Origin of the sequence: Anoxybacillus suryakundensis (genome assembly GCF_001418025.1) — a bacterium.
Taxonomy (GTDB): domain Bacteria; phylum Bacillota; class Bacilli; order Bacillales; family Anoxybacillaceae; genus Anoxybacillus; species Anoxybacillus tengchongensis.
The window spans coordinates 24,693-48,280 of record NZ_LIOK01000004.1 but is presented as its reverse complement, the minus strand read 5'-3'; the positions used below and the strand labels follow the sequence as shown (position 1 = coordinate 48,280).

Sequence of the window (23,588 nt, the reverse complement as noted above, 5' to 3'; positions counted from 1 at the left end):
GTTTGCGTTTTTTCGTATCGCTATTCAATTGGGATAAATGTTTTTTTCTGTGGGAGACGAATGATCAACTTACCGTCTTGAAATGATGCGTGAATGTCTGATTCACCCACAGGATAAGGGAGAAAAATAGATTTCATTGCTCGTTCATATGTGCGTTGGCGATGAACAATTTTTTTTTCATCATCAATTGTTTCCGTCTGTTCATCGTAAATGACCGATAGTAACAGGCGTGTATCATCTATGAACTGCAAATGAATACCGTCACGTTTTGCGTTTGGAATATGGGCAATAATGATGTATTCTTCATTTGTTTCACGCACATCAATCGGAATATAAACAGGTGAAAATGTGCGATGAACATATTCATCAAGCGCATGCAACATTTTTTTTAACGACCGATCATCGAAAAATGAATCGAGCATATGAGACAAATCTTTTTTCATCAGCACTCACTCCTTATAACATACGTTTGTTCGTAATATATGCAGGAAAAAAGTAAATCGTGCGCGAAACTTTTTATGTTGTCATTCGTAAATATATAAAAGAGATGAGAAAGGAAGAGATCGCGTGCAAAGAAAAAGAAAGGAAAACAAGCGACTAAACGCGAGACAGATTGTAAACAAATATAAAGAAAAAGGAATGAATATTAGCTTATGCAAGCCACGTTCAGCTATTAAATGGCTTTTTGTGCAAAACAGTTGCCTTTTTCCACGCATATGATACAATGAAACTAAAGTTCATACATGTCAAGAGACGAAGAGAGACCATACATGCATAATAAGCAAAAGCTTATTGTGCCTGTTTTGGTCTCTTTTTGTTCTTACAAGGGGGATCGTTATGTTTTCAGCAAAACAACGGATGCAAATGATTGAGGAAATGGGCAAAACAACGTATGATGTGCTCGTCATTGGTGGAGGAATTACTGGTTGTGGCATTGCGCTCGATGCAACGACGCGCGGAATGAAAACAGCGCTTGTTGAGATGCAAGATTTTGCAGCAGGTACGTCAAGCCGTTCAACGAAGCTCGTTCATGGCGGATTACGTTACTTAAAACAGTTCGAAGTGAAAATGGTCGCGGAAGTAGGAAAAGAGCGGGCAATCGTGTATGAAAACGGTCCGCACGTGACAACTCCGGAATGGATGTTATTGCCGATTCATCGCGGTGGCACGTTCGGCAGATGGAGCACATCGATCGGGCTATGGGTGTACGATCATTTAGCGCGCGTCAAAAAAGAAGAACGACGAACGATGTTATCAGCAGATGAGACGCTACAAAAAGAACCGTTAATTAAACGAGATGGATTGCTCGGTGGCGGCTATTATGTTGAATATCGAACAGATGATGCCCGACTGACGATTGAAGTGGTGAAAAAAGCGGTAGAATGTGGAGCACATGCGGTAAACTACGTGCAGGCACAATCGTTTTTGTACGACGAAAACGGACGTGTCATTGGCGTCATATGCCGGGAGCAAATCACAGGGCAAACGTTTACAATATATGCAAAAAAAATAGTCAATGCGGCAGGTCCATGGGTTGATATACTTCGTGAAAAAGACGGCTCAAATGTCGGAAAAAAATTACGTTTAACAAAAGGTGTGCACATTGTCATTGACCAAGCACATTTTCCACTTAAACAAGCGGTATACTTTGATACACCTGACGGTCGCATGGTATTTGCGATTCCGCGCGATGGGAAAACGTATGTTGGAACAACAGATACGTTTTATGATAGCGATCGTGCTCATCCGAAAATGACAAGTGACGATCGCGACTATTTATTGCGTGCCATTCATTACATGTTTCCTTCTGTTCATATTACAAAACAGCATATTGAATCGAGTTGGGCTGGTTTACGTCCTTTAATTTACGAAGAAGGAAAAGATCCATCAGAGATTTCTCGAAAAGATGAAATTTGGCAATCTCCTTCCGGCCTTATTACAATTGCAGGTGGAAAATTAACAGGGTATCGAAAAATGGCGGAAACGGTCGTTGATCTTATTGCTAAACAGCTAGGAAAGACGTATTCACCTTGTCAAACAAAACATTTGGCGATTTCCGGCGGGGACGTTGGCGGTGCAAATCAATGGCATACGTTTATGTCAAAAAAAGTAGCTGAAGGGCTTGCTTACGGATTTACAGAAGACGAAGCGAAGCGACTCGTTCAACGATACGGTACGAATGTCGATCATTTATTTGCCCTTACAAACACATATGATCGAAATAAAACGTCCCTTCCGCTCGATTGGTATGTGATGTGTGTATATGCGCTCGAACACGAAATGACCGTCACACCCCTTGACTTTTTCATTCGTCGCACAGGTGCCCTCTTTTTCGACATCGCTACTGTTCGCGAGCTAAAAGAAGCAGTCGTTGCATGTATGCAATCATATTTCAATTGGACAGAAGAAGAACGAAACCAATATGAACAACAAGTAAACATGGCGCTTCATGATGCGGTCATTCCATGTACGGAATGTTAGGCGGGTTCTCCCGCCTTTTTCATTTCTTGAAGTTTTTCCATAATGCGCCGTTTTCGATAAAACATCGCACCCGTTTCAGCTATATCAGCAATCATTGCTTGATTCGTCCATGCGCCAAATACCATTCCTGCGATAGGAATAGCTTGAAATAATTTTTTCCAACCGTATTGATCGCGAAACGCCCAAACGATTTCTCGCCATCCTTGCAATTGAGAAATGGTTTGCTGTTCGCTCTTGGATGACCATTCGTTTAAAATCGCTTGCTTGCCAACGACGTCAGCGAGCGAGAATTGTAAACATTTTAAGATAAACAATCGTTCTTCTTTTTCATGTGGATCAAATCCGTATATGATTGCAATTTCTTGCAATGTTTTTAAAGCTGTTCCAAGAACGACAGCAACATCGAGCAGTAACGTCAGTGCGCCACCAAAGCCTGTCGTTGCCCCTTGATATGTCGCAAACGTTTTTCGTTTTGCTACAAGTTTCTCACAAGCTTCATTCATCTTTTGTAACGGAATCGCGCGCACTTCATTTAACGTGATCTTACCATAAAATGAAGATAGGACGGCTCCTTTATTCACTAAATATTGTCCACCTGTTTGAATATATTGGCCAAGCTCATCAAGAAGATGTGCCATTTTTTTATGTATCCATGCCGGTGTTAAACGGTCAAGTAAAACAAATGGCAAACGGCTTATTTTTTCCCAAAACCAAATGCGCTTTTGTTCTTTTTCCCATTTTTCAATTTCGCGTAATTGATCGATTAAAAACGATTTGTCATCCATTCCGCTCACCTCGTGTATATATACGTGTAACAAAAAAGAAAGTTTCAAAAAACACCGGCGATATGGCCGGTGTTAATGAAATTGTACGTCAATTCGTTTTTTGTCGCTCGCTTGTACTTTCGGAATGCGAATTTCAAGCACCCCATTTTTATACGATGCTTGCACGTTTTCATGTGCAGCAGGGGAAGGGAGAGGAATCGTACGGTAAAACCTTCCGAAAAACCGCTCTTGCCGATGCATATGTTCATCGTGCACGTCATGTTGCCGGCGTACGTGTCCACTAATCGACAGCGTTTGATGATCAATATGAATATCGACGTCTTCTTTTCGTTCTAGCCCGGGAATGTCACACGTCACAATCATTTCTTTTTCATTTTCATGCACATCGACGCGAGGCATGCGAAACACATCATCTACGTGCGAAAAAAACGAAGGAAAGTTAGAAAACATACGTTCTATATCCCGCCGCATGACATCTAATGAACGAAATGGATCCATCGTAAAACCTCCTCGTATCATATTCGCTACGTATTTTGCGCAAATGACGGGATGTTATACAAAAAACTTGCCTTAGCGGGAAGGCAAGTTTTCGAGCTGTTGTACGTATAAACGAACGAGTTCGTATTGTTGTTTAGCATCAAGCGATGATGACGCAATACGCTTGATCGCCAATGAAAATTTCTCGTAAGGCGATTTTCTTAAACGCGGATGTGTCATTTCATCTAATAAATCGCGCCGAATCGCATCGATTAACACTTCTTCTGCTTCATTTTCCGTTGCGGGTAGCGAACGGTTTGACCATAATGATCGATACGCTTCTAACAGTTCCAAAAAAACTCCCCCCTTAATCAATGCGTTCAATCGTTTCTGCCATTTGTAAAAACGGATCTAACTCATTCGCTTGTTGGACAAAAATAGTCAGTCGCATCGGTGTTCCGTTCTTTACAACGAATACATATACTTCACCATCTGCAATGGCACTTTTATATACATCCGCACCGTTCAAACGCGTTCCTTTCGTCCATGTTATTTTTTCGACCGTCCCGTCTTTACTGCTCGCTTTTACATATTGTTCAGCTTGTTCTGCGATAAGTGACCAATCTGCCCCTTCATCGATGAGTTCGACCGTCATCGATGATTTTTCTTCATCAAGAAAAATCATATCTTTGCCTGGTTCAATTGCTTCTGCTTGATAACCGTCTAAAATATTCGCTTGAAACGGTTGATTGCTACTTTTATATGTGTAAAATGATTCGCTTGTTTGTTCGCCCGTTTCATTTTCGATCGTTGCTGTACGTTTAATTGTTTTTGCCATCGTCATAAATGTCTCAAGCCAGTTATCTTCTTTTTTCGTAAATACCGTTAAAAACATCGGGGCATCTCCTGTTACACCAATAATATAAACGACACTATCATCCACATGTGCCTCATACGCAATCGCATCTTCAAATGGCAACGTTCCTTCAAACGGTGTTGTTTGTTCGGATACAGCCATTGCTCGTTCTTTTGCGTACGTTTCGATTTGGTCTTTCGCTTCTTTCGGTAAAAGTTCAATGCGCATCCATTGCGCTTGCTCACTTTCATGCATGACGACATCTTTTCCAGGCTCTTCAGCTTCTAAACTAAATTTTGGTAATAGAGAAATCGTAAACGGTTGATTCGTACTTTCAACAGATGTCAATTCAAGCGAGGGTTGTTCTTTTTGTTGCTCTTTATTTGCAACAGGCTGTTTTGCTGGCGCGGTTGTTTGTTCGTTGCAAGCAGAGAGCAGTGTGACAGCTGCAACGATGCTAATGAATAACTTCGATCGTTGTTTCATATGTGTCGCTCCTTTAATCGTTTTTACTTTTATTGTCGTATAGTTTGACGTTTCATGCAAGTGTTCCTTTATATACAACCGTACGATTTCGTCCTTGCTGTTTCGCTTCATATAAGGCGATATCCGCCTGTTTAAATAGTTCTGTTTCATTTGTTGCAAGCGTCGGGAAAAGTGAAATGCCAATGGAAACTGTAATATGCACCGTTTGTTTTTGTACGACAAAGGGATAACGCTCAATCGTTGTTCGGACATGCTCGGCAAATGTTACTGCTTCATGTTCGCAACTGATAAGTAGGATCGAAAATTCCTCACCACCATTGCGAAACGCTAGACCGTTTTTCGGAACGAGCGAGCGAATGAGCTCACCAAGATGACGTAAAATGACATCTCCACCATCATGTCCGTACACGTCATTTACTGATTTAAAGCGATCAATATCAAATAAAATAAGCGCTAAACAGTTGTTTTGTTGCTTGACTTGTGCCATTTTTTCATTTAATGCAGTATGAAACTGACGAACGTTATAAAGCCCCGTTAAAAAATCAGTCGTTGCCCATGCTTTATAATGTTGCAATAAATCTTTTGATTGGCGAATATCTTTACAAATATTAGCGGCTACATATGTGGCTATAATCGAGATGGGCCAGAAAATGACTAACGTTTCAGTGTAAATGTAGCGATCTGGAATATTAATGAATAAGGCAATCGAAATGAAACACATGCTGTAAACGTTCATCCAAAACGTTGTTACCGCGATGTTTCGCTTCATCCAACGACTTATTAGCCCACAGCCGATTGCAATCGCAAGAGAAATAAAAAAAGAAACGAGCGATGCAAACATATTACCGAATAAAAATCGTCCTGCTCCCATAATGATCCCTGCCGCCAGTGCGCTTGGCATGCCGCCGTAGTAGCTGACGACAATGAGTGGAATGTGGCGCAAATCCGCAATAACTCCATGTCCAAGTGGAATGGAAAAAAGCATAAGCACAATGCTTAATAAGCCACAAAAAGCTCCAGCAAGTAGGCGCATATAAAAAGGAGATTGTTTATGAATGTTTAAAGGGAAAAATTTACTAATTAAATAAAAACCAGCAATAAGTATCCCGCTGTTGGCAATAAATTGTTTGATCATCCCTCGCTCCTCCTCTCTTTGCCAATATATGCGAATGAAAAAAAATGTTGCGGACAAACGCCGCAACATCTTTAAATAGAAATCGCCCATTCACCATTTCGCATAATCGGTTCACGTACACCATCTTTTGTGATCCCATCGACATTTAATTCATGAGAACCGATCATAAAATCTTCATGCACTAAGCTATCGTTTGCTCCACGTTCAAGCAATTCTTCTGTGCGCATATTTGTGCCGCCTTCGATATTTGTCGGATACGCTTTGCCGAGCGCCAAATGTGAGGCAGCATTTTCATCAAATAACGTATTATAAAACACAAGATTTGATTGTGAAATTGGCGAGCGATGTGGTACGAGTGCAATTTCTCCTAATCGACGTGCACCTTCATCTGTATCGAGCAAATGTTTCAACGTATCGTAGCCAACTTCTGCTGTAAAATCGACAACTTTACCATCTTTAAATGTAAGCGTAAAGCCGTCAATAATATTTCCGCCGTAGTTGAGTGGCTTTGTATTGCGCACAACACCATTCGTTCCATCTTTATGCGGCATTGTAAACACTTCTTCTGTCGGCATATTTGGATTAAATACAATGCCGTCTGTACTTTTTGCTGCGCCACCAGCCCAAATATGTCCATCCGGCAACGCAACAGTTAAATTTGTGCCCGGTCCGTCATAAATGAGTTGTTTATATTGTTTGTTGTTTAAATAATCGACAATGCGCGCTAATTTTTCATTGTGCGCTTTCCACGCATCAATCGGATCGTCTTGGTCGACGCGAGTGACTTGGAAAATAACGTCCCATAATTTTGCAATAGCTTCGTCCTCATCCATATTCGGAAATACTTTTTTCGCCCATGCTGGTGTCGGCACAGCAATTAAAGACCAGCAGTTATGATCGGCCATTAAGCGACTACGGTAATGTTGCAACGCCATGCTTGCTGCTTTTGTTGCTGCAGCTACTCGTGCAGGATCAATATCTTTTAATAAGTCTGGATTCGGTGCATAAATACTTAAAAACGCTCCACCTTTTTCGGCGACTTCCTCGCGTCCTTTCGCAAGCCATGTCGGGTATTCATGAAGCGCTTCTTCTGGCGCGTGTTTAAATTTTATGTACGTGATTTCTTCATCGCTCCACTCGACATGCACATGTTTTGCCCCAGCTTCGTACGCTTTTTTAGCAATTTCGCGCACAAGTGGAGCAGACGGTAGCGGAGCGTTAATAAACAACGTTTGCCCAGGTTGAATGTTTACCCCAACACGCACAGCAAGTTGTGCGTATTTTTGTAACTGTTTTTCTAACATAACAACGCCTCCTTATTGTAAAGCATACTACTATTTTAACAAAAGGAATGATGTTGTGAAAACATTTTCACTTGTATTATTATTTATTATTAAGGAACATCATTGGAAAGGGACTGACTTATGGAATGTGGTGACAAACAATTATTTTATGTTGAAGGCATGTTTATTTGTGCTCATGAACGAACGGTTGATGTACAAGTCAAAGGAGAGACGCTCACATTTACGACGACAGAACCGCTCATCGGTTTTTGTGCGGGAGATGATGTTGGCGTCGCTTTTTGTGAAATGGGTGAAGAAAAAAAGCTCATTTCGATGGAACGACAAGACGGACCTCCGCTTTCGTATGTGAACGGTGAATGGTTTGCGGAAATTATATTTATCGATTCGGTGGATGAGACAACATTTTTATTTGATTTATATCGTTCTCCTTATCGTGATGATGAACGAATGGTAACAAGCGAGCCGTTTTCGCGCGAACGTGGAACGATTATGACCGTTGTGTTTGTTCGACAAGACGGAAAAAATGTATTAAAGAAGGTGGTGAGCGGATGAATGTAGTCATTGCACCCGATTCATTTAAAGGAAGTTTATTAGCGAGCGAAGTGTGCACCATCATTAAAGAAGCGTTTCGCTGTGAATATCCAGAAGCGACAGTCGTCGCTGTTCCGATGGCAGACGGGGGAGAAGGGACGATGGAAGCGATCGTTTCTGCGATGAACGGCTCTTTTCAATATGTCACAGTTCGCGGTCCGCTGTTTGAAACGAGACAGGCGGCATATGGTGTTGTTCAAGATACAGCGGTCATTGAAGTTGCTCAGGTCATCGGTTTGCCGCTTGTTCCAATGGAAAGGCGCAATCCGCTTCACACGACCACGTATGGTGTTGGGGAAGTGATTATGGCAGCGCTTCATGCGGGGTACCGGCGTTTCGTCATCGGGCTTGGGGGAAGTAGTACAAACGACGGTGGGTTCGGTCTGTTATGTGCGCTCGGTGCCACGTTTACGAACGCCAAAGGAGAACCGTTGCCTCCGATCCCGTCTTCTTTACCGCATATTGCCTATGTTGATATGACATCCGTTGATCGACGTGTATACGAAAGCGAGTTTCTCATTGCATGTGATGTCGATAATCCGCTTTATGGGGAGCGAGGGGCATCGTACGTATTTGGACCGCAAAAAGGAGCAAATGATGAAACGATTCGTATATTAGATCAATGGATACATACGTATGCACAAACTATTGAACAGCAAATTGGTCGTTCATATGCACATGAGCAGGGAGCTGGAGCGGCAGGCGGTTTAGGTTTTGCCTTTTTATTGCTTGGGGGAAAATTAATGTCTGGAGCAAAACTTGTCGGGGAAACGGTGCAACTGCCGGAAAAAATGAAATGTGCACATATTGTCATTACGGGAGAAGGGCAAAGCGACGAGCAAACGTTGTACGGGAAAGTTCCGTGTTACGTTGGACAACTGGCGAACGAATATGACGTCCCTGCTTTTTTATTGTCCGGCAGTCTCGGCGATGGATTTGAAAAACTATATACATATTTTGTTAGTTGCGATGCGATTGCGACAAAACCGATGACGGTAGAACAATGTATGCAATCTGCTGCTACACTTTTATATACGAAAGCACGCAACCTTGCCCGTACGTTCAAACGGTTTTCCTAGTTGAGAACCGTTTCATTTACGCCTTTTTTTATTTTTATTAAACATTGTTCTAAATAAACAACAAACAAGGGGAGAAGCACCCCTTGTTTATTCCGCTTGTTCGACTAATTGCATAGACAAGGAAGATAAATGTTTCATCACGCGATGAATTTCTTCAATGGATCGTAAAATATAGTCGATTTGTTGTTGGTTTTCTTGGAACAGATGAGTATGATGATCGAGTTCCATTTTTGAAGCAACCATTGCTCCTTTTGTTTGTTCAACTTGACTAGAAGCTTCTTTTGCCATTGTACTCATATCGTTCATTTTGTGGACAAGGGTTGCAACTTGATGGTAGTTCGTTTCTATTCCTTCAATGATGTGTGTGCTCATTTGTTTTGTATGTTCAGCTAGTTTTCGTACTTCATCAGCAACGACAGCAAATCCTTTTCCTGCTTCTCCTGCTCGAGCCGCTTCAATTGCAGCGTTTAAAGCGAGCAAATTTGTTTGATCCGCAATCGTTTGAATTTGAGAAGACGTATTACGTATACTTTCAGATGAGTTAGATAATTGTTGTAAAATCGTAAGTACATCGTTTACTTTATCGACCACTTCATCGAATGTTTTGCGCGTTTGTTCAACTTGTTGTTCTGTTGAGTTCATAAGGCTAGATAAGTTTTGACTACTTTTCTGCGTCATTTCTGTTTGTTCTCTCACTCTTCTTGCTTTTTCTCCAGCTTCACTTAGCCCTGCCTCCGTTTGCTCAATTGAAGCGGCAAGCTGCTGACCCATATCACGTAATTGTAATTGAGTGGCGGTTTGTTTTTTAGTTAGTTGCTCCAACTGTTGCATTCGATCATCCATATAGGCACTCATAATGAGTTGTGAGTCAAAGTTAATAAGATGAAAGAGAGCAGTTATTATGTGAGTCCACCGATCAATTCTCCCTTCCTGTTCCGCATATGTTAATAGGCGTGGAAGCAGAGCTGTTACAATTGCTTCATATGTTGCGATCATCCATTCGATTGGTAAGCCACGTTTATGATGATTACTACCGAGCTGTTTCCGAAAAGAAATATAATCTTCATTAATTGTTGCTGAAAAGAGAGAGTCAACATATTCAACAAATACTTGTTTTAAACGTTCCCGCGTCGTTTTTGCATGTGCGACTGACTGCAATAGTGAAAACGAATATAAACGATTAAGCACATCTTCGACTGCCTCATCAACATGTTCCATAACGAGCGGTTTTATTTCCCGCAATAGTTGTAAATGTCCTTCTTTCACTCCCATGTAAGACAATCGTGCTTTCACTTCATTTGTTGTATGTACAATAGGTTCTCTACTGTCTAAGTGAAATGGCGGAAACTGTTTTTTATATTTAGCAAAAAGCATGGAACATCACTCCTTGTTATTGTTGTAATACAATTATATTCCTTGCATTATGAATTGACGAACAATAATGCGCTCCCAATATATTAAACATTGTTTTAAATAAACAACTAAAAAACACATTTTTAAGCGCTCGGCTAGTTGTCCTATTCGTTTCTTTTTCTTGCGCATATGATGTGAGAAAAGGAGGGATGCGAGTGCAAGTCATCGTATTTTTATATGTCATCGCTTACTACATGGCATTATTTATTATGTCTGGACAAACAGAAGTGATTGTTGGCTCATTTTTTTCGTTAGGTGGCATATTTCTTTCAATCCTTTTATTATGGAGAGCGTCCATTCGTATAAAAACAAATGAACGTGTATTTTGGACATGGATGACCGCTGGTGCAATTTTTTATTTTATTGCTGAAATGATTTATCGCATATATGAATGGGCGTTACAAACAGAGCCACCGTTTCCAGGGTGGGCAGACGTATTTTATATTTTATATTCTCTTGCCTGCATTGCAGCGTTAGTATATATCGTGATGCAACAGCAAAAAACCGTTGTCATATGGCAGTCATTATGGGATGCACTCATTGTGACATGCGTCATTATGGCATATAGCTGGATATACATTGTTCAACCAATCACCTATTTGGAAGAAGAAGTGTTATACATTTCTATTTTAGTTACTTATCCACTTCTTGATCTCGTCATGTTATTTTTACTTTTGTTTCTCTTTTTTGCAACAAACGTTCGCCGCATTTGGTTATGGAATATTGTCGGTGTTGGATGTTTTATATTTACAGATACTATTTATTTCGTACAAATGATGCAATTTCATTATGAATCCAATTCATGGTTAGATCCGTTATGGATTTTAAGTGTACTTATGATCGGGTTGTCAGGCTATCGCGCCAAAGATGGAGATTTATTGTTTCAAAAAAGAGAACATCTTTCCGTCATCACAGTCATTTTTCCGTATGTATGTTTTCTTATTTTAATGTGTGCTCCTTTTATTTCCCCAGACGATCGCATCGTCATCGCCTGTCTTGTGTTTGCGGTCGGGTTGATTTTCATTCGTCAATTTATGACGCTACAAGAAAATCGACAACTTTTGCAACGACTTCAAATATTAAATGACGACTTAGAGCAGAAAGTGGCGACACGAACAAGGGAGTTAACATATGTAAACGAACAACTTGCTTATGCCGCAAATCACGATTTTTTAACAGGACTTTTCAATCGGCGAGCATTCGTCACCAAGCTTGAGCGGGAGATTATTCATGCTAAAAATGAGCAACGTTGTCTCGCTGTCATTTTTATTGATATTGACCGTTTTAAACATATTAATGACTATTTTGGCCATCACATTGGGGATGAATTAATTGTACACATTGGAAAGGTATTAAAAGAAAAAGCTCGCCCAACCGACATTGTCGCTCGACAAGGCGGTGATGAATTTACAATTATTTTTACACCGTTACATCATATCGATGAGCTTCGTCGTTTTGTCAATGACATCGTTTCTATTAGTCAGCAACCGATCGCTGTTCAACATTTAGATATGCGTGTATCGCTTAGCGTAGGAGTAGCGGTGTATCCGTATGATGGGGAAACGGGCGATACGTTAATGAAACATGCGGATATGGCAATGTATCGCGCGAAAGAACACGGGAAAAACCAATATCGGTTTTTTAACGGTGAAATGGATCGCGTTATCTCACAAAAAACGACCATTGAAACCGCGCTTCACGAAGCGATCGAAAAAAAACAGTTTACGCTATTTTATCAACCACAATTTGATGTGCAAACAGGGGAATTAATTGGGATGGAGGCGCTCATTCGCTGGATTCACCCGAAGCTCGGTATGATTCCACCAAGTGTGTTCATCCCGATTGCCGAAGAAACAGGGCAAATTATTGCGATTGGTGAATGGGTGATGGAAGAAGCATGTCGTCAAGTGAAAGCATGGAACGAACAGATCGGGCGATCGTTTCGTATGAGCGTCAACATTTCACCAAAACAATTTTTAAAAGAAAACTTTGTTGAACATATTCATTCGGTCTTACAACAAACGAACTTGTCCCCAAACCACCTCGATTTAGAAATTACAGAAGGGGTGGCTGTATTTAACGAACAATATACAATCCATAAGCTACAACAATTAAAACAGCTCGGTGTTTGCATTTCGATTGATGATTTCGGAACAGGCTATTCGTCACTTAGTTATTTACGTAAATTTCCTATTGATCGTTTAAAAATTGCAAAACCATTTATTGACGGAATTACAGAAGAAAAAGAAGACGTTGCTGTTGTAAAAGCTATCATTTTACTTGCGAAAAACTTAAAATTACGCGTCATTGCAGAAGGGGTAGAAACGTTGCAACAATTGCACATTCTTCGCTCGTTACAATGCGATGAAATTCAAGGATATGTGCTCGGAAAGCCCGTGTCTGCCCACCTTTTTTCAAAAACGTACATCGAAAACCAGCTTCTAACTGATTGAAGTTGGTTCTTTTATAAAAAATCATTGACAATGATAATCAATTCATGTAAATTACAATGTGTATTGATATTAATTCTCAATACCGATTAGTTGACTACATGTTCGAGGGGGTAAACATATGTCGCGGTTGTATACAGAGCAACTTTCGATCGGATATGGAGAGCGCACCATTGTCGATCGGTTAACTGTACATATTCCAGATGAAAAAATAACGACAATTATCGGGCCGAACGGGTGCGGAAAATCGACGCTCTTAAAAGCGATGACGCGCATTATTCGTCATCAAGAGGGAGCGGTCATTTTAGACGGGAAACAAATTTCGCAAGAGCATACGAAATTGTTGGCGCAAAAAATGGCCATTTTACCGCAAACGCCGGAAAGCCCTGGCGGTTTAACGGTCGGTGAGCTCGTTTCTTACGGACGGTTTCCGTATCAAAAAGGATTCGGCCGGCTAACGAAGCGAGACTATGAAGTTATCGATTGGGCGCTTGAAGTGACCGGAACGATCGCATTTAAACATCGCTCCGTTGACTCGCTATCAGGTGGTCAAAGACAACGCGTCTGGATTGCGATGGCGCTTGCGCAAGAGACCGATATCATTTTTTTAGATGAACCGACGACGTATTTAGATATGGCGCATCAATTAGAGGTGCTCGAATTGTTGCAACGTTTAAACCGCGAACAAAAGCGCACGATCATTATGGTGTTGCATGATTTAAATCAAGCAGCACGCTTTGCAGATTATATGATCGCGATGAAAGACGGAAAAATCGTTCAAGCAGGAACGTGCGAACAAGTGATGACGCGCGACGTATTACGAAAAGTGTTTCATATCGACGCAGAAATCGGCCGCGACCCTCGAACAAACAAACCGATGTGTATCACATATCATTTAATAAAAGGAGATGCACAACATGTTGAACAAGCGAATGATGTCCATTCTTCTTTTGTTCGTCCTCATCTTGAGTGCGTGCGGTAATCAAGCAGCTGAAAAAGAACAAGAAAAGGAAGTAAAAGAGGCAAACGAACCAAAAACAATGACATATCAATCTGAAACAGGTCCAGTCGAAGTGCCTACGAATCCAAAGCGCGTTGTCGTTTTATCTTCCTTTTTAGCAGGTAGTGTGATGGCGTTAGATGTGCCAATTGTTGGTGTGGACTCTTGGGCAAAAATGAACCCGCGTTATGAGCCATATTTAAAAGATGCAAAGGAAGTAACAGATGAAAGTTTGGAACAAATTATCGAACTTGAGCCAGATTTAATTATTGCAGCGTCAACAAATAAAAACTTAGATAAATTAAAGGAAATTGCGCCGACTGTCACATATACGTACGGAAAAGTCGACTACTTAACACAACATTTAGAAATTGGAAAGCTATTGAATAAAGAAGAAGAAGCGAAAAAATGGATCGATGACTTCAAAAAGCGTGCGCAACAAGCTGGCGAAGACATTCGTGCGAAAATTGGTGAAAATGCAACCGTTTCGGTCATTGAAAACTTCGATAAGCAATTGTACGTATTCGGCAATAACTGGGGTCGTGGTACAGAAATTTTATATCAAGAAATGAAATTAAAAATGCCGAAAGCAGTTGAAGAACATGCATTGAAAGACGGATACTATGCGATTTCCCTTGAAGTGCTTCCGCAATTTGCTGGAGACTATGTCATCTTCAGCAAAAACGCAGATGGTGACCTTTCATTTACAGAAACAGAAACATATAAAAACATTCCGGCTGTAAAAAATAATCGCGTCTTTGAAGCAAACGCAAAAGAATTTTACTTTAACGATCCAATTACGCTAGAGTATCAGCTTGAGTTTTTCAAAAAGCACTTTTTAGGGGAGTAATGTAGTAAAAAGAGGAGTTCGTCGCGAATTCCTCTTTCTTTATGTGAGAGAAGAGAGAGGATGTATATGCTGAAAAAATTTATATTTGCTTTATGCATATGGTTAGTGATGTTTGTTTTTTCTATCGTAATCGGAGCTGCAGAGACGACAATTAAAGATGTATGGCTCGCGATGACAGCGCCAGAGACAAGCGAACAAACAATGATGATTTATGAAGTCCGTCTCCCGCGTGAAGCGGCAGCTGTCGTTGTGGGCGCAGCGTTAGCTGTTGCGGGTGCTATTATGCAAGGGATGACGAGAAACCCATTGGCCGATCCAGGATTAATTGGACTGACAGCAGGGGCGAACGCCGCGTTAGCCGCAATGTTTGCTTTTTTTCCTGACGCAAACTATATCGAAACCGTATTTGCCTGCTTCCTTGGTGCGTCGCTCGGTGGCTTGCTCGTATTTGGCATCGGTGCAAAGTCATTTTCACCGTTTCGCATCGTGCTAGCCGGTGCCGCGATTTCTACCTTCTTATATGCGGTCGCAGAAGGGATTGGACTCATATATAAAGTGTCAAAAGATGTATCGATGTGGACAGCTGGTGGGATGATGGGGACGACATGGCATGAACTGAAAATCGTTACCCCATTCATTTGTTTCGCCATGCTTATCGCTTTTTGGCAAAGTCGACAGTTAACGATTTTAAGTATGAGTGAAGAAGTAGCCGTCGGACTTGGCCAGCAACTGACGCGTGTAAAAACGATTCTTTTTTTCATCGTCATTGTACTAGCTGGTGCGTCTGTTGCGCTTGTTGGCAACTTAGCGTTCGTCGGTTTAATGATTCCCCATCTTGTTCGTTCGTTCGTCGGAACAGATTATCGTTTTATTTTGCCGATGAGCGCGATCGGTGGGGCAACGTTTATGTTGCTTGCAGATACAATCGCACGAATGATTCATGCACCATATGAGACACCCGTTGTCGCAGTTGTGGCGGTTATGGGGCTTCCGTTTTTTCTTTTCATTGTGCGTAAAGGAGAGAAAATGTTATGATCGTACCTCAGTTACGAAAAAAACAGCGCATCATTTTGCTCGTTTTGCTTATGTTCATTTGCATGACGGCCATCATCAGCATGGGGACAGGCTATTCCGCTTTATCTTTCGACCGGCTCATTCCGGTGCTATTAGGTGAAGGGACGTTTAAAGAACAGTTCGTTCTTTTTTCTATTCGCTTACCACGCATCGCGCTCACGTTGCTTGCAGGAATGGCATTAGCGTTATCAGGTGCGATTTTACAAATCATTATGCGCAACGATTTAGCTGATCCAGGTGTCGTCGGTATAAACGCTGGTGCTGGTGTGGCAGTTGCTCTGTTCTTTTTATTTATTCCGATTCAAGCTACATCGTTTGCTTATATCATTCCGCTTGTTTCCTTTTGTGGTGCGCTACTTACAGCCATCCTCATTTATGCGTTATCATACAATAAACAAACGGGGCTTCAACCGATTCGGCTCGTGTTAATCGGGATCGGTTGCGCAACAGCGTTTTCAGGACTCATGATTGTGCTCGTTTCAGGTGCTGATCGCACGAAAGTCGATTTTATTGCGAAATGGTTAGCAGGGGGCATTTGGGGGACAGATTGGGCGTTTGTGCTCGCTTTATTGCCTTGGCTGATGATTCTTGTCCCTTTTGTTTTATATAAAGCCCATCGTCTTAATGTATTGCAATTGAGCGACCCGGTAGCGATCGGCATCGGGCTATCACTTGATCGGGAACGACTTGTTTTATTGCTTACAGCGGTCGCACTTGCTGCATCGGCAGTGTCCGTTACAGGCGGTATCGCATTTGTTGGTTTAATGGCGCCACATATCGCTCGTGCGCTTGTTGGACCGCGCAATGAGTTAAGTTTACCTGTCGCCATGCTGATGGGTGGTGCATTGTTATTGCTTGCTGATACGATTGGACGAAATCTTATTGAACCAGATGGCCTCCCTGCCGGTGTGCTCGTATCGCTCATCGGTGCACCTTATTTTGTTTATTTATTATGGAAAAAGAAATAAACGTATGATACGATAAGTGTAAACTTTTTTGTTTATAAGGTTTACAAAAAGGAGGAGAGGTGCATTGTGGGAGGAATTGCAATTACATATCGAACAACTTGCGGGCAAAGCGCAAAAACGAACATTAGTCAAAACAGAAAGTGACGGTTGTTTTATACATATGGACGGACGTCATCTATTTAATTTGTCATCGAACAACTATTTAGGTCTCGCAAATGACGAACGGTTAATTCATGCCAGCATCGAAGCAACAAGAAGATACGGCGTTGGAGCGACTGCTTCACGCCTTGTCGTTGGAAATCATTCCCTATATGAACAAGCAGAAGAAGCGTTGATCCGTTGGAAAGGTTGTGAAGCCGCACTCATCGTCAATAGTGGATACACAGCAAATATCGGCATTCTTTCTTCTTTAGCAGGACGAGATGCAATTATTTTCAGCGACAAATGGAATCATGCAAGCATTGTGGATGGCGCGATATTAAGCCGGGCGGAAGTGAGACGCTATCGCCATGCCGATATGGATCATTTGGAGACGTTATTAAAGAAAGCAGAGAGACATAAACGGAAAATCATTGTGACGGATACAATTTTCAGTATGGACGGAGATGTTGCACCGTTACGTGATCTCGTTATGTTAAAAGAAACGTACGGTGCCATGCTCGTCGTGGATGAAGCACATGCGAGTGGTGTATATGGGAAAAATGGAGAAGGAATGGCTCACGAACTTCAACTCGCACAACATATTGACATACATATGGGGACATGTAGTAAGGCGCTTGGTGCATATGGGGCATACGTCACTGGAAAACGCGTCTTTATTGATTATTTGATGAACACGATGCGTCCATTTATTTTTACAACCGCATTACCTCCAAGCGTTCTCGGTGCCATTTGTGCAGCTGTTGATATCGTACAACGTGAGATCACATTGCGTCACCATTTACATGCATTAAGCGATTACTTCCGTACACGTCTTCAACAGGTAGGGTTTCATATTGGTGAAAGCACGACGCACATTGTACCAATCATTGTTGGCGACAACGAACGGGCGCTTGCGTTTAGTGCTCAATTGCGCGAGCGTGGTATTGCTGCTGTTGCGATTCGCCCACCAACTGTACCAGAAGGCACAGCGCGCATTCGTTTTGCACTCATGGCGACGATGACAAACCAACAAATTGATTGGGCGCTTTCGCATATTTTTGAAGTTGGAAAAGAAATGGGGCTGATCGCATGAACGTGTTATTATTGCCTGGGTGGGGGATGAAAAGTGACGTTTTTACCCCGCTCATTGAAGCGCTTCAGCTAAATGATGTCACGATCGTTGAATGGGAGCATATGCGCGATGTGAATCATTTTTTTACGAAAGCCAAAGAAGCGTTGCACGCTCCTTCGCTTGTTATCGGTTGGTCCCTTGGATCGCTTGTCGCTTTACAACTCGGTATGCACCCGTATGTTACGCATCTTGTATGTATCGGTGGCACAAGCCGGTTTACAACATCCGAAAATTATCATGCAGGTTGGCATGCGCGCGTTGTTGAGCGTATGAAAGTACAAGTAGTACGACAAACAAATAAAACGATTCAGTCGTTTATTGATATGTTGTGGGGAGAGAAAGAAGCACGACCATTTCCACATATGCATGATCGAACGTCTGACTTGTTGCTCGGATTAGATTATTTACTAGCGACAGATGTACGAGACCAGCTACAACAAATGGATGTGCCGCTTTTACTTATTCACGGTGAACAAGATCGCATTTGCCCTCCCCAAGCTGCGCAGTATATATACGAGCGAACAAGGAATTGTACGTTGAAGCTTTTACGAAACGTCGGACATGCACCACACGTCACGCAACCATATGCGTGTGCTCATGTCATTCAAACATGGTTAGGTGGTGGAAGCAATGATTGATAAACAGTTGATGCAAAAACGATTTAGCGAACGAGCAAAGACGTACGATCAGTTTGCTAACGTACAAAAAAAGATGGCACATAAATTAATGAAGCATATCGCTCGCCCTCCAAAAACGATTTTAGAAATCGGGTGTGGTACAGGATATTTAACGAAGTTGTTACACGATGCGTATCCGCATGCGAAGCTAACAGCTGTCGACATCGCCCCGGGTATGATTCAAATGGCGAAACAAAGGCTTGGCGACGCACCGATTACGTGGTTATGTGCAGATGTGGAAGAAGCACCGATCGACGAAATGTATGATATCATCATTTCTAACGCGACGTTTCAATGGTTCGTCCAGCCGAAACGAACGATTGCTAAACTTGTTAATCAGCGGAATGAAGGCGGTCAACTGCTTTTCTCCACATTCGGAAACCGAACGTTTTACGAGCTGCACACATCATTTGCTTACGCTTTAGCGAGCGAACATATTGATGAGCCGCTTCGTATCGGGCCATCGTTTCCGACGTTTTCCGATTGGCTTCACATGCATCCTTATGCTCGGGGGCATGAGCGCATGGAAGTAGAATATTTTCCGTCGGTACGCGACTTTTTCTTATCCCTTCGCCACATCGGTGCAACAAATAGTACGTCTGGACGTTATTGTCAACGCCCGTCCGTGTTTAAAACGATGATGAACGAATACGAAAGCCGATTTGCTGAAAATGGCTTCATTCGTGCGACATATCATTGCATTTGGATTGACATCACTTAGGTGGTGTCATGTTTTTTCCGTAAAAAATTTCATCCATTTCAATACGCAATTTATGTGTAATTGCTTCAACTTCTTCTTTTGTCAGTTGATCTTTTGACAACTCAAACAAATAGTTGTCTAAATCAAACTCACGCAATTTACATTTCGTATGAAAAATATGTTCTTGATACACGTTCACATCAATCATATCGTATTGTTTCCGAATGTCGTCAGGAATGTAGTTTTGAATGGATGTAATATCGTGATCAATAAATAACTTTTTTCCAGAAATGTCGCGTGTAAATCCTCGTACACGATAGTCGATAATCATAATATCGGTCTCGAATGAACGAATTAAATAATCAAGCGCCTTTAACGGCGAAATTTCTCCACACGTTGCAACATCAATATCAGCCCGAAACGTGCTAATCCCATCATTCGGATGATATTCTGGATATGTATGCACTGTAATATGACTTTTATCGAGCGCACAAACGACCGCTTGTGGCACAGGCGGTTCTTCTTTTGGCACTTCAATCGGTCCTTCTGATATAAGCATTGTGACGCTAGCCCCTTGAGGAACATAATCTTGCTTGGCGATATTCAAAATGTGCGCTCCAATCATATCCGCCACGTTTTTTAAAATATTCGTCAACCGCTCCGCATTATACACTTCATCAATGTATGCAATATACGCTTCCCGCTCGCTTGCCGTTTTCGTATAACAAATGTCGTACATATTAAAACTAAGCGATTTCGTTAAGTTATTAAATCCGTGTAGTTTCATCATAAACCTTCCTTTCTTATGTATGCTGTTTATTATGTTGTCGATTTATGGAGATTTGTATGTATGGGGAGGGGAAGGAAAAAGATGAGGGAGGAATGTGAGAAAGTGAGCTTTATTTTTTGTGTTCATATAATAAAGCCCTTAAACATAGTTTTTTATTTCAAAAGGGTGGGTAATATTGTAAAATAGAGGGAGATGGACAGAAAAGGAGAGGATACGATGCCTGTTTATAACAAACTCGTTCGGGATTTGATTCCGAACATTATTGAGGAAGCTGGAAAGACGTTTACAATGCGCACGTTAAGTGATGGAGAATATCGCGAACAGTTGCGGAAGAAAGTATTCGAGGAATTAGAGGAATATATGAACGCATCAGATGATGTCACAGCGGTGGAAGAATTAGCGGATGTATTAGAAATTATACATGCGCTTGCCGAATGCCATGGGGCAACGATCGAACAAGTCGAAGCCGTTCGTGCCTCGAAAGCGGAAAAACGAGGAGGGTTTAAAGAGAAAATTTTCTTAATTGAGGTACATGATGAGTAAAATCGAGTTTGTCAAAAGTCATCTAATTGAAAAACTAAATGAACATATTGAAACAGCCTCGACGATTTATATGTTGACGTCGTTTGTGATGAAGTCGGGCGTGGACGTCATCCAAGAAACGTTAAGAAAAGCCGCTGAACGAGGAGCAGATATTAAAATTTGTGCTGGGGATTATTTATATGTCACACAACCAGAAGCTTTACGTCAACTTATAGCGATCCATCCGAATGTTGAAGTTCGGTTATGGAAAAGTAACGGTATTTCTTTTCACCCGAAAGCGTATTTATTTGAAAATCAAAATGATGGATATTTTATTATCGGTTCATCGAATTTATCGCGTTCTGCATTAACAAGTGGCGTTGAATGGAATGTTGGCGTGCCTAAATGTGTGGAAGAAAGTGTATTTGCTCAAGTGATGAATGAGTTTTTAACTCTTTTTTATGCGGAACAAACGGTACAAGTAAATACCGAAACGTTAAAGCAATATAAACAACAATATGACGATTATCATCAACGTCATACAAATCTCGTGCGACAATGGACGAAGCTAGAGGAAGTAGAGTTGATGCTTCCAACGACAAAGAAAGAAGAAACGGAAATGATTTATGATGAAAAGGCTTCATACGGGACCATTCAGCCACGCTTTGCGCAAGTAGAAGCGCTTGCTCAGCTAGAGGCTACATACGAAGAAGGTTATGATCGAGCGATGGTCGTCATGGCGACAGGATTAGGGAAAACGTACTTGGCTGCTTTTTTTGCTCGAAAGTTTCAAAGAGTGCTATTTGTAGCGCACCGCGAAGAAATTTTACATCAGGCGAAGCGTTCGTTTGCGCAAGTGCTTTCGAATAAGACGTTCGGTATTTACGACGGCAAAATGAAAGAAGGACAAGCCGACGTCGTGTTTGCGTCGATTTTTACGCTAAGCATGAAAAAACATTTAGAAATATTTGCGAAAGACGCGTTTGATCTCATTGTCATTGACGAATTTCATCATGCCGCTGCGAAGTCATATGAACGGGTGCTTGCGTATTTCCATCCGAAATTTTTACTCGGCATTACCGCAACGCCTGATCGTAATGACTATAAAGACGTATACGCGCTTTGCGACGGAAATGTGGCGTACCGCATTGATTTTATCGAAGCGGTACAGCGCGGGTGGCTTGCGCCATTTCACTATTATGGCGTATATGACGATACAGATTATACGAAAATCGCTTGGTGCGGCAACCGCTACGATGAAGAACAACTATTGCAAGCACAACTTCGGCACGAAATGGCAGAACGCATTTTGCAAGCTTGGGAGAAATATAAGCAAACGAAAACGCTCGTGTTTTGTTCATCGATTCGTCAAGCGGATTTTTTAGCTGATTATTTTACTAAGCACGGTTATCGAGCGATTAGTTTGCATTCCAAACAAATACATATCACGCGCTCGAAAGCGATTGAGCTACTTGAAAAAGGTAAATTAGACGCAATTTTTACTGTTGATTTGTTTAACGAAGGCGTCGATATTCCCGCGGTCGATACGCTATTATTTGTCCGTCCGACAGAGTCATTAACGGTTTTCACCCAACAAGTCGGGCGCGGCTTGCGTCTTCATCCAGAAAAACAATATTGTGTCATTATCGACTTAATCGGAAACTATCGCAATGCCGATGTGAAGCTAGCCTTATTTGATACGCAAAAAGAAGAAAGAAAAAAACAAAAGTCTGTGATTCCTGTTACCCCTAACGGATGTGTTGTCGATTTTGATGTTCGCGTCGTTCATTTATTAGAAGAGATGCGTAGAAAAAGACAACCGCGCAAAGAAAAGCTCTTTACTGACTACGAGGACGTCAAACAGCAACTTGGTCGTCGCCCAACGTATCTTGAACTTCACTTGCACGGTCGCAGCATCGCAAAAGAATATCGCGATGAGTTTCAATCGTACGTCGGCTTTCTTTACTGGGCGAACGAATTATCCGAGAGGGAAAAAGAAGTGTTTTTGAAATACGAAGCTTGGCTTACGGAAGTTGAGCGAACAGTGATGACAAAAAGCTACAAAATGGTCGTCTTGCAGGCGATGTTAAACCGCGGGCCGTCACGCTGGCATTTGCCAATCACGCCAACCGAAGTCGCCCCATTTTTCCATCAATATTTGATTGAAAAAGAATACCGAAAGCGCATCGATTTCTCTGACGGAGAAACGAAACGCTTATGGCAATACGACGAACAAAAAGTCGCCAAACTCATCGCCAAAATGCCGATGACGAAATGGAGCGGCAGTTCCAACGGACTTCTTTCGTTTGAAAATAACGTCTTCTCGCCCACCTTCTCCATCTCGACGGAAGACGAGTACATTTTATACGAATGGACGCAAGAAATTTGCGAATATCGGTTGCATGCGTATTTTGAGAGGAAAAGCGGGGGAGGCATTCGGAAATAAGAAAAGCAAAGGGGATGAGTGTTCATGTATTCCATTCTTGAAAACTTGCGCTGTCCAATTTGCAGAAAAACATTTAAACGGCAAGACCGAGTCATTCTCGATGTAATTAATACAGTTATACACCATCAATGCTACTATACATGTGTAGGAAGAAAACTGTTTCCGATCAAAGACGAAGGATCGTTTCGGAAGATAATTGCGACGTATGAATTTTTTTGGAATGAATAACAT

At 41.7% G+C, this 23,588-nt stretch carries 22 protein-coding genes; 13 read left to right on the top strand and 9 right to left on the bottom strand.

Annotation, left to right across the window (positions count from 1 at the left end; translation table 11 throughout):
• Window positions 1–20: 20 nt before the first annotated feature.
• Entirely contained in the window at window positions 21–443 is a 423-nt protein-coding gene (locus ASC42_RS03695; protein ID WP_055440617.1) for an Hsp20 family protein, read from the bottom strand.
• Between the two features lie 394 nt (window positions 444–837).
• On the opposite strand from ASC42_RS03695, the gene ASC42_RS03690 reads away from it, so the two are divergent.
• Complete coding sequence (locus tag ASC42_RS03690; protein WP_055440616.1) at window positions 838–2,481, top strand: glycerol-3-phosphate dehydrogenase/oxidase; 1,644 nt, start codon at window positions 838–840, stop codon at window positions 2,479–2,481.
• Here ASC42_RS03690 and ASC42_RS03685 read toward each other — a convergent pair.
• The 6 genes from ASC42_RS03685 to ASC42_RS03660 form a co-directional block, all read right to left on the bottom strand.
• Window positions 2,478–3,266 (bottom strand): EcsC family protein, encoded by a 789-nt coding sequence (locus tag ASC42_RS03685; RefSeq protein ID WP_055440615.1) that lies wholly within the window; start codon window positions 3,264–3,266, stop codon window positions 2,478–2,480. The two genes, ASC42_RS03690 and ASC42_RS03685, sit on opposite strands and share 4 nt — an antisense overlap.
• 72 nt (window positions 3,267–3,338) lie before the next feature.
• Window positions 3,339–3,764 carry an Hsp20/alpha crystallin family protein gene (locus tag ASC42_RS03680; protein WP_055440614.1) on the bottom strand — a complete coding sequence of 142 codons (426 nt, stop codon included), beginning with the start codon at window positions 3,762–3,764 and terminating at the stop codon, window positions 3,339–3,341.
• Window positions 3,765–3,836: 72 nt separating this feature from the next.
• Window positions 3,837–4,097, bottom strand: coding sequence for a hypothetical protein (locus ASC42_RS03675; protein WP_055440613.1), 261 nt, complete (start codon window positions 4,095–4,097; stop codon window positions 3,837–3,839).
• A 13-nt stretch (window positions 4,098–4,110) separates the two neighbouring features.
• The gene (locus ASC42_RS03670; protein WP_055440733.1) at window positions 4,111–5,085 is read right to left on the bottom strand and encodes a hypothetical protein; all 975 of its coding nucleotides are present in this window, start codon (window positions 5,083–5,085) and stop codon (window positions 4,111–4,113) included.
• Window positions 5,086–5,137: 52 nt separating this feature from the next.
• The gene (locus tag ASC42_RS03665; protein WP_245191140.1) at window positions 5,138–6,220 is read right to left on the bottom strand and encodes a diguanylate cyclase; all 1,083 of its coding nucleotides are present in this window, start codon (window positions 6,218–6,220) and stop codon (window positions 5,138–5,140) included.
• 71 nt (window positions 6,221–6,291) lie between these two features.
• Window positions 6,292–7,524, bottom strand: a complete 1,233-nt coding sequence (locus tag ASC42_RS03660) for an aminopeptidase (protein WP_055440612.1) — start codon at window positions 7,522–7,524, stop codon at window positions 6,292–6,294.
• A 120-nt stretch (window positions 7,525–7,644) separates the two neighbouring features.
• Here ASC42_RS03660 and ASC42_RS03655 point away from each other — a divergent pair, with 120 nt between their 5' ends.
• Both ASC42_RS03655 and ASC42_RS03650 read left to right on the top strand, forming a co-directional pair.
• The gene (locus ASC42_RS03655; RefSeq protein WP_032099839.1) at window positions 7,645–8,076 is read left to right on the top strand and encodes a hypothetical protein; all 432 of its coding nucleotides are present in this window, start codon (window positions 7,645–7,647) and stop codon (window positions 8,074–8,076) included.
• Window positions 8,073–9,194, top strand: a complete 1,122-nt coding sequence (locus tag ASC42_RS03650; protein ID WP_055440611.1) for a glycerate kinase — start codon at window positions 8,073–8,075, stop codon at window positions 9,192–9,194. The genes ASC42_RS03655 and ASC42_RS03650 overlap by 4 nt, the downstream gene beginning before the upstream one ends.
• A gap of 87 nt (window positions 9,195–9,281) precedes the next feature.
• Here the strand turns inward: ASC42_RS03650 and ASC42_RS14430 are convergent, their stop codons facing one another.
• Window positions 9,282–10,568: a globin-coupled sensor protein gene (locus ASC42_RS14430; protein ID WP_055440610.1), complete on the bottom strand. Its 1,287-nt coding sequence runs from the start codon at window positions 10,566–10,568 to the stop codon at window positions 9,282–9,284.
• 194 nt (window positions 10,569–10,762) lie between these two features.
• Here ASC42_RS14430 and ASC42_RS03640 point away from each other — a divergent pair, with 194 nt between their 5' ends.
• The 8 genes from ASC42_RS03640 to bioC all read left to right on the top strand — a co-directional run bounded on the left by ASC42_RS03640 (window position 10,763) and on the right by bioC (window position 19,620).
• Window positions 10,763–13,060, top strand: a complete 2,298-nt coding sequence (locus ASC42_RS03640) for an EAL domain-containing protein (protein WP_055440609.1) — start codon at window positions 10,763–10,765, stop codon at window positions 13,058–13,060.
• Window positions 13,061–13,178: 118 nt separating this feature from the next.
• On the top strand, window positions 13,179–14,039 hold the full coding sequence (locus ASC42_RS03635) for an ABC transporter ATP-binding protein (protein ID WP_055440608.1): 861 nt from the start codon (window positions 13,179–13,181) through the stop codon (window positions 14,037–14,039).
• Window positions 13,975–14,907, top strand: coding sequence for an iron-hydroxamate ABC transporter substrate-binding protein (locus ASC42_RS03630; RefSeq protein ID WP_425339066.1), 933 nt, complete (start codon window positions 13,975–13,977; stop codon window positions 14,905–14,907). The genes ASC42_RS03635 and ASC42_RS03630 overlap by 65 nt, the downstream gene beginning before the upstream one ends.
• A gap of 60 nt (window positions 14,908–14,967) precedes the next feature.
• The gene (locus ASC42_RS03625; RefSeq protein ID WP_055440607.1) at window positions 14,968–15,942 is read left to right on the top strand and encodes a FecCD family ABC transporter permease; all 975 of its coding nucleotides are present in this window, start codon (window positions 14,968–14,970) and stop codon (window positions 15,940–15,942) included.
• Complete coding sequence (locus ASC42_RS03620; protein WP_055440606.1) at window positions 15,939–16,949, top strand: FecCD family ABC transporter permease; 1,011 nt, start codon at window positions 15,939–15,941, stop codon at window positions 16,947–16,949. The genes ASC42_RS03625 and ASC42_RS03620 overlap by 4 nt, the downstream gene beginning before the upstream one ends.
• 64 nt (window positions 16,950–17,013) lie before the next feature.
• Window positions 17,014–18,183, top strand: coding sequence for an 8-amino-7-oxononanoate synthase (gene bioF / locus ASC42_RS03615; RefSeq protein ID WP_055440605.1), 1,170 nt, complete (start codon window positions 17,014–17,016; stop codon window positions 18,181–18,183).
• On the top strand, window positions 18,180–18,860 hold the full coding sequence (locus ASC42_RS03610) for an alpha/beta fold hydrolase (RefSeq protein ID WP_055440604.1): 681 nt from the start codon (window positions 18,180–18,182) through the stop codon (window positions 18,858–18,860). The genes bioF and ASC42_RS03610 overlap by 4 nt, the downstream gene beginning before the upstream one ends.
• Window positions 18,853–19,620, top strand: coding sequence for a malonyl-ACP O-methyltransferase BioC (gene bioC, locus ASC42_RS03605; RefSeq protein ID WP_055440603.1), 768 nt, complete (start codon window positions 18,853–18,855; stop codon window positions 19,618–19,620). The genes ASC42_RS03610 and bioC overlap by 8 nt, the downstream gene beginning before the upstream one ends.
• On the opposite strand, the gene speD is transcribed toward bioC, so the two are convergent.
• Entirely contained in the window at window positions 19,613–20,386 is a 774-nt protein-coding gene (gene speD, locus ASC42_RS03600; protein WP_055440602.1) for an adenosylmethionine decarboxylase, read from the bottom strand. The genes bioC and speD overlap by 8 nt on opposite strands.
• A gap of 219 nt (window positions 20,387–20,605) precedes the next feature.
• On the opposite strand from speD, the gene ASC42_RS03595 reads away from it, so the two are divergent.
• Both ASC42_RS03595 and ASC42_RS03590 read left to right on the top strand, forming a co-directional pair.
• Window positions 20,606–20,932, top strand: coding sequence for a nucleoside triphosphate pyrophosphohydrolase (locus tag ASC42_RS03595; RefSeq protein WP_055440601.1), 327 nt, complete (start codon window positions 20,606–20,608; stop codon window positions 20,930–20,932).
• Complete coding sequence (locus ASC42_RS03590) at window positions 20,925–23,357, top strand: DEAD/DEAH box helicase family protein (RefSeq protein WP_055440731.1); 2,433 nt, start codon at window positions 20,925–20,927, stop codon at window positions 23,355–23,357. The genes ASC42_RS03595 and ASC42_RS03590 overlap by 8 nt, the downstream gene beginning before the upstream one ends.
• Window positions 23,358–23,588 lie beyond the last annotated feature (231 nt).

What these genes read in the sequence shown, in the direction of transcription:
- ASC42_RS03635 (WP_055440608.1), top strand. Translation starts at nt 13,179, where the DNA reads ATGTCGCGGTTGTATACAGAGCAACTTTCGATCGGATATGGAGAGCGC.
- ASC42_RS03670 (WP_055440733.1), bottom strand. Translation starts at nt 5,085, where the DNA reads ATGAAACAACGATCGAAGTTATTCATTAGCATCGTTGCAGCTGTCACA.
- speD (WP_055440602.1), bottom strand. Translation starts at nt 20,386, where the DNA reads ATGAAACTACACGGATTTAATAACTTAACGAAATCGCTTAGTTTTAAT.
- ASC42_RS03650 (WP_055440611.1), top strand. Translation starts at nt 8,073, where the DNA reads ATGAATGTAGTCATTGCACCCGATTCATTTAAAGGAAGTTTATTAGCG.
- ASC42_RS03695 (WP_055440617.1), bottom strand. Translation starts at nt 443, where the DNA reads ATGAAAAAAGATTTGTCTCATATGCTCGATTCATTTTTCGATGATCGG.
- ASC42_RS03625 (WP_055440607.1), top strand. Translation starts at nt 14,968, where the DNA reads ATGTATATGCTGAAAAAATTTATATTTGCTTTATGCATATGGTTAGTG.
- ASC42_RS03655 (WP_032099839.1), top strand. Translation starts at nt 7,645, where the DNA reads ATGGAATGTGGTGACAAACAATTATTTTATGTTGAAGGCATGTTTATT.
- ASC42_RS03630 (WP_425339066.1), top strand. Translation starts at nt 13,975, where the DNA reads ATGTTGAACAAGCGAATGATGTCCATTCTTCTTTTGTTCGTCCTCATC.
- ASC42_RS03610 (WP_055440604.1), top strand. Translation starts at nt 18,180, where the DNA reads ATGAACGTGTTATTATTGCCTGGGTGGGGGATGAAAAGTGACGTTTTT.
- ASC42_RS03690 (WP_055440616.1), top strand. Translation starts at nt 838, where the DNA reads ATGTTTTCAGCAAAACAACGGATGCAAATGATTGAGGAAATGGGCAAA.
- ASC42_RS03590 (WP_055440731.1), top strand. Translation starts at nt 20,925, where the DNA reads ATGAGTAAAATCGAGTTTGTCAAAAGTCATCTAATTGAAAAACTAAAT.
- ASC42_RS03685 (WP_055440615.1), bottom strand. Translation starts at nt 3,266, where the DNA reads ATGGATGACAAATCGTTTTTAATCGATCAATTACGCGAAATTGAAAAA.
- ASC42_RS03620 (WP_055440606.1), top strand. Translation starts at nt 15,939, where the DNA reads ATGATCGTACCTCAGTTACGAAAAAAACAGCGCATCATTTTGCTCGTT.
- ASC42_RS03595 (WP_055440601.1), top strand. Translation starts at nt 20,606, where the DNA reads ATGCCTGTTTATAACAAACTCGTTCGGGATTTGATTCCGAACATTATT.
- ASC42_RS14430 (WP_055440610.1), bottom strand. Translation starts at nt 10,568, where the DNA reads ATGCTTTTTGCTAAATATAAAAAACAGTTTCCGCCATTTCACTTAGAC.
- ASC42_RS03680 (WP_055440614.1), bottom strand. Translation starts at nt 3,764, where the DNA reads ATGGATCCATTTCGTTCATTAGATGTCATGCGGCGGGATATAGAACGT.
- ASC42_RS03665 (WP_245191140.1), bottom strand. Translation starts at nt 6,220, where the DNA reads ATGATCAAACAATTTATTGCCAACAGCGGGATACTTATTGCTGGTTTT.
- bioC (WP_055440603.1), top strand. Translation starts at nt 18,853, where the DNA reads ATGATTGATAAACAGTTGATGCAAAAACGATTTAGCGAACGAGCAAAG.
- ASC42_RS03660 (WP_055440612.1), bottom strand. Translation starts at nt 7,524, where the DNA reads ATGTTAGAAAAACAGTTACAAAAATACGCACAACTTGCTGTGCGTGTT.